This window comes from Micromonospora sp. NPDC007271, from assembly GCF_040634005.1.
Taxonomy (GTDB): domain Bacteria; phylum Actinomycetota; class Actinomycetes; order Mycobacteriales; family Micromonosporaceae; genus Micromonospora.
On record NZ_JBEYER010000015.1, the window covers coordinates 83,583 to 87,568 of the forward strand.

Sequence of the window (3,986 nt, forward strand, 5' to 3'; positions counted from 1 at the left end):
CGGGTGCGGCGCCCGGGCACCCTCCGCGGTCGCGGACGCGGCGGGCCGCTCCCCGACCGTCAGCGGCGTGGGCGTGCCGTGGGCCGGACGGTCGACCACGGCCAGCGGGGCGGGCGTGCCGTGCGTCGGCCGATCTCCCACGATCAGCGCGGCGGGCGCGCCGTGGGACGGCCACTCCCCGACGGCGATCGACGCCGGCGCGGCGACGGTGGCCTCGGCCGGGCGGGAGGGCTCGACGATCGGGTAGCCGGCCAGCGACCCGGGGCGCAGCGGGTCGCCCGTACGGTCCAACCCGAGCGGATCAGCGGCGCTCTCACGTACGCCGTCGGGGAGGTCGCGGCCCTCGCGCGCCGCCCGTCGTCCGCCGCGCTCGCCCGGCAGCTCACCGGAGACGTCCGGGTCGTCCAGCCGGCGCGCCCCCCGGTAACTGGCGCTGTCGTCGCCCTGCGGGTCGCCGAACCGGCCCGGGTCGCCGTACCGGCTCTCGCCGCCGGCGCGCTGCTCGGGGGCGCGCATGTCGTCGTCGTGGTAGCGCGGCTCGCCTGCAGCGTGCCAGTCCGGTTCGGCGTAGCCGCGGTCGCTCCAGTGCGGCCCCTGCTGATCCTCGGGAAAGCTCCGTCGTCCGTCCACGACGGGCACCGTATGCGACCGGATTCGCGCGCGCCATCCGCCCGGAAGCGCGACGTCACAGCCGGATCAGCCGAGCACGAGCCGATGCCAGCGCGAACACGCTCGGTGACCGACGCTCCGGCTGACCTCCCCGGTCGGCCCGCCGCGCGCCGAGGCGGCGGCGTCCAGCTCGGCTCCCGGTCCGGTGGTGGCACATAGCACAGCCGAGGCATGATCGTCCGCCCGTCCACAGGGCGCTCCCTCGTCCACAGGGCACCGAGCGAGATCCCCCCGCCGGCCGTTGGACGCCGCATCGTGACCGGCATGACGAAGCGGAACCAGGCCGTCGGCGCGTACGGGGAGCGGTGCGCCGTAAGGCACCTGATCGAGGCGGGGCTGCGCCCGGTCGCCCGGAACTGGCGGTGCCCCGACGGGGAGATCGACATCATCGCCTGGGAGGGCGCGGTGCTCGCCTTCTGCGAGGTGAAGACCCGCCGCACGGAGGACTTCGGCACCCCGGCCGAAGCGGTCGTGCCGGCGAAGGCACGGCGGCTGCGGGGCCTGGCCGCCCGGTGGCTGGCCGAGACGGGCACCACGGCGGAGGAGGTCCGCTTCGACGTCCTGGCCGTACGGCTCTCCGCCGCCGGTCCCGCCCGGGTCGAGCACCTGAGGGGTGCTTTCTAGCCATGAGCTACGCCAAGGTGCTCTGCGTGGGTCTGGTCGGGGTGGCCGGGCACGTGGTGGAGGTGGAGGCCGACCTGGCGCCGGGGCTGCCGGCGGTCGTGATCTCCGGGCTGCCCGACACCGCGCTGCACGAGGCCCGGGACCGGGTTCGCGCGGCCATCGTCAACTCCGGCCAGAAATGGCCGAACCGGCGGATCACCCTCAACCTGCTCCCGGCCACCCTGCCGAAGTACGGTTCGGCGTTCGACCTGGCCATCGCGGCGGCGGTGCTCGGCGGCTCGGGCGAGCTGCCGCTGCTGCCGCTGGAGCGGACGGTGGTCCTCGGCGAGCTCGGTCTGGACGGCACGGTCCGCCCGGTCCGGGGCGTGCTGCCGATGGTCGCCGCCGCGGCCCGGGCCGGCTTCTCGCGGATGGTGGTGCCGGCCGGCAACGCCGCCGAGGCCGCGGTGATCCCCGGCGTGCAGGTACGCGCGGTGGACACCCTGCACCGGCTGGTCGCCTTCGTCCGGGACGGCTCGCCGCTGCTCCCACCGCCGGCTGCCGACCCGGCCCCCGACGCCGGGGGCCCCGACCTGGCCGACGTCGCCGGACAGCAACTCGGCCGCCGGGCACTGGAGGTCGCGGCCGCCGGCGGGCACCACCTGGCGCTGCTCGGGCCGCCGGGGGCCGGCAAGACCATGCTCGCCGAGCGACTTCCGTCGATCCTGCCGGAGCTCGACGACGACGCCGCACTGGAGGTCACCGCCCTGCACTCCATCGCCGGACTCCTGCCGCCCGGCGGGCGGCTGCTGCGCCGGCCGCCGTTCCAGGCGCCGCACCACACGGCCACGGTCCCCGCGCTGGTCGGCGGCGGGTCCGGGCTGGCCCGGCCGGGCGCGGTGTCGCTGGCGCACCGCGGCGTGCTCTTCCTCGACGAGCCAAAGTCAAGGGTTTGACGCCGCTTCCCCGTCCGCCTACCGTCGGCGCAGGTCAGCCAAGCGGGAGGTAAGCCGTGGCCAGGGTGTTGGGTGTCGTCCGTCTGTCCAGGACGCGCGAGGAATCAACCTCGGTGGAGCGACAGAAGCAGTACATCAAGACGTGGGCGGAGCAGAACGGGCACACGCTCGTGGACTTCGCCGAGGACACCGACGTATCTGGTGCCATGGCTCCATGGGAGCGGCCGAAGCTTGGCGAGTGGTTGCCCTTCGAGATCGGCGGAACAGCGCAGGTCGCAGAGTTCGACATCTTGTGCGCATGGAGGCTCGACCGAATCTCGCGGCGGGTCCTCCACCTGGCGGCGCTGATCGACTGGTGCAAGCGGAGCGGGAAGTCGATTGCCTCCACCTCTGAGGGGTTCGACATCAATAGCCCGATGGGCGGCATTTTCGTCAACATCCTTGCCGCTCTCGCAGAGGGCGAGCTTGAGGCCATCCGCGAGCGCGCCCGCTCCTCCTTTACTCACCTGATGAAGCAGGGCCGCTGGCGCGGCGGGTTCGTCCCCTACGGGTACCGCCCCGTTAAGGCGGCGACTGGTGAGGGATGGCGGCTGGAGATCGATCCCGAGACAAGTGCTGTCGTCCGCGAGATCGTGTCGCGGATCGTCGGCGGCGCCTCGGCTAACTCGGTGGTCCGCTGGCTGAACGACGAGAAGGTTCCCAGCTCCCTGGACGTTCAGCGGATGCGGGCAGGGAAGGCAGCGGCCCGCTCTGAGTGGCGGGTCGGGAACCTCCTCAAAATGCTTCGCTCCCACACTCTCCTCGGCTACTCGGAGATGACCGAGACTCGCACGGTCGAGGGCAAGCAGGAGAAGGTGACTCGCCTTGTGCTGGGCGAGGACGGGTTGCCGCTCCGTCGAGCGGAGCCGATCCTGACCCACACCGAGTGGGGGCAGCTACAGGAAGCCTTGACGAAGAACAGCAACCCGAAGGCGGGCAACAGGGTGGGCGGCTCCCCTCTGCTGCGGGTCGCCTACTGCAAGTGCGGTGAACCGCTGTACCGCAACCGCGGACGAGCGGGCATGTACTACCGCTGCGGCCTCCGCGCTCGCGCTAGCCGCAACTGCCCCGAGGGCATGAGTTCCATCCCCGCCCATCTTCTAGAGGGGACCGTCGAGCGCGGGTTTCTCACGCTGGTCGGGGACCTTGAGATCGTGCGTCGGGTGTTCGTCCCTGGCGAGAACTTCGCCGAGCGGTTGGAGCAGATCGAGCAGCGGCTTAAGGAGCTGCGCGAGGATCGCGCCGCTGGCCTCTACTCAGGGGACGACGGGACGCGAGAGTTCCGCGAGATGTATCGAAGCCTTGAGGCTCAGCGCGCAGAGTTGAAGGCGAAGCCGTCGCGGCCCGATGAGTGGGTGCTTGAGCCGACGGGCCAGACGTACCGCGAGCGGTGGGCGTCGCTCGATGATCCTTCGGAGCGGAATCGAGAGCTACGGGAGGCGGGCGTTCGCGCAATCGTCCACGCTCAGCCGATCTCAACGTCTGCGGCGCTGGCAAGTGAGGCGGCGTCGTTCCGCTTCGATCTCGACAGGGGAACGGTCGAGGACAACCGCGTGATGATCGAGATTCCCCGGAACCTGTGGGAGCGAGTGCGCGAGCACGTAGCCAAAGCGCAGCCCAGGAAACCCTAGAAGCACCGTAGGACCATCTAGAGCCTCGGCTAGCCTCGGCCTTTCACGGCGATCGTGATCTTGGATGGGTGGTGAGTCGGTAGATATG

Annotated in this window: 2 protein-coding genes and 2 pseudogenes; 3 read left to right on the forward strand and 1 reads right to left on the reverse strand. The window is 71.6% G+C overall.

The window, feature by feature from the left end:
* Positions 1 to 630: pseudogene (locus tag ABZ570_RS08295) on the reverse strand (hypothetical protein); the annotation flags it as partial.
* Positions 631 to 933: 303 nt separating this feature from the next.
* Here ABZ570_RS08295 and ABZ570_RS08300 point away from each other — a divergent pair.
* The 3 genes and pseudogenes from ABZ570_RS08300 (at position 934) to ABZ570_RS08310 (ending at position 3,898) form a co-directional block, all read left to right on the forward strand.
* Positions 934 to 1,293 carry a YraN family protein gene (locus ABZ570_RS08300; RefSeq protein WP_358058791.1) on the forward strand — a complete coding sequence of 120 codons (360 nt, stop codon included), beginning with the start codon at positions 934 to 936 and terminating at the stop codon, positions 1,291 to 1,293.
* A 2-nt stretch (positions 1,294 to 1,295) separates the two neighbouring features.
* Positions 1,296 to 2,210, forward strand: a pseudogene (locus tag ABZ570_RS08305) (ATP-binding protein); the annotation flags it as partial.
* A 74-nt stretch (positions 2,211 to 2,284) separates the two neighbouring features.
* Positions 2,285 to 3,898: a recombinase family protein gene (locus ABZ570_RS08310; RefSeq protein WP_358058794.1), complete on the forward strand. Its 1,614-nt coding sequence runs from the start codon at positions 2,285 to 2,287 to the stop codon at positions 3,896 to 3,898.
* Positions 3,899 to 3,986: the final 88 nt, after the last annotated feature.

Bases quoted from the DNA above. Each gene is read 5' to 3' on its own strand.
- ABZ570_RS08300 (WP_358058791.1), top strand. From the start codon at position 934: ATGACGAAGCGGAACCAGGCCGTCGGCGCGTACGGGGAGCGGTGCGCC.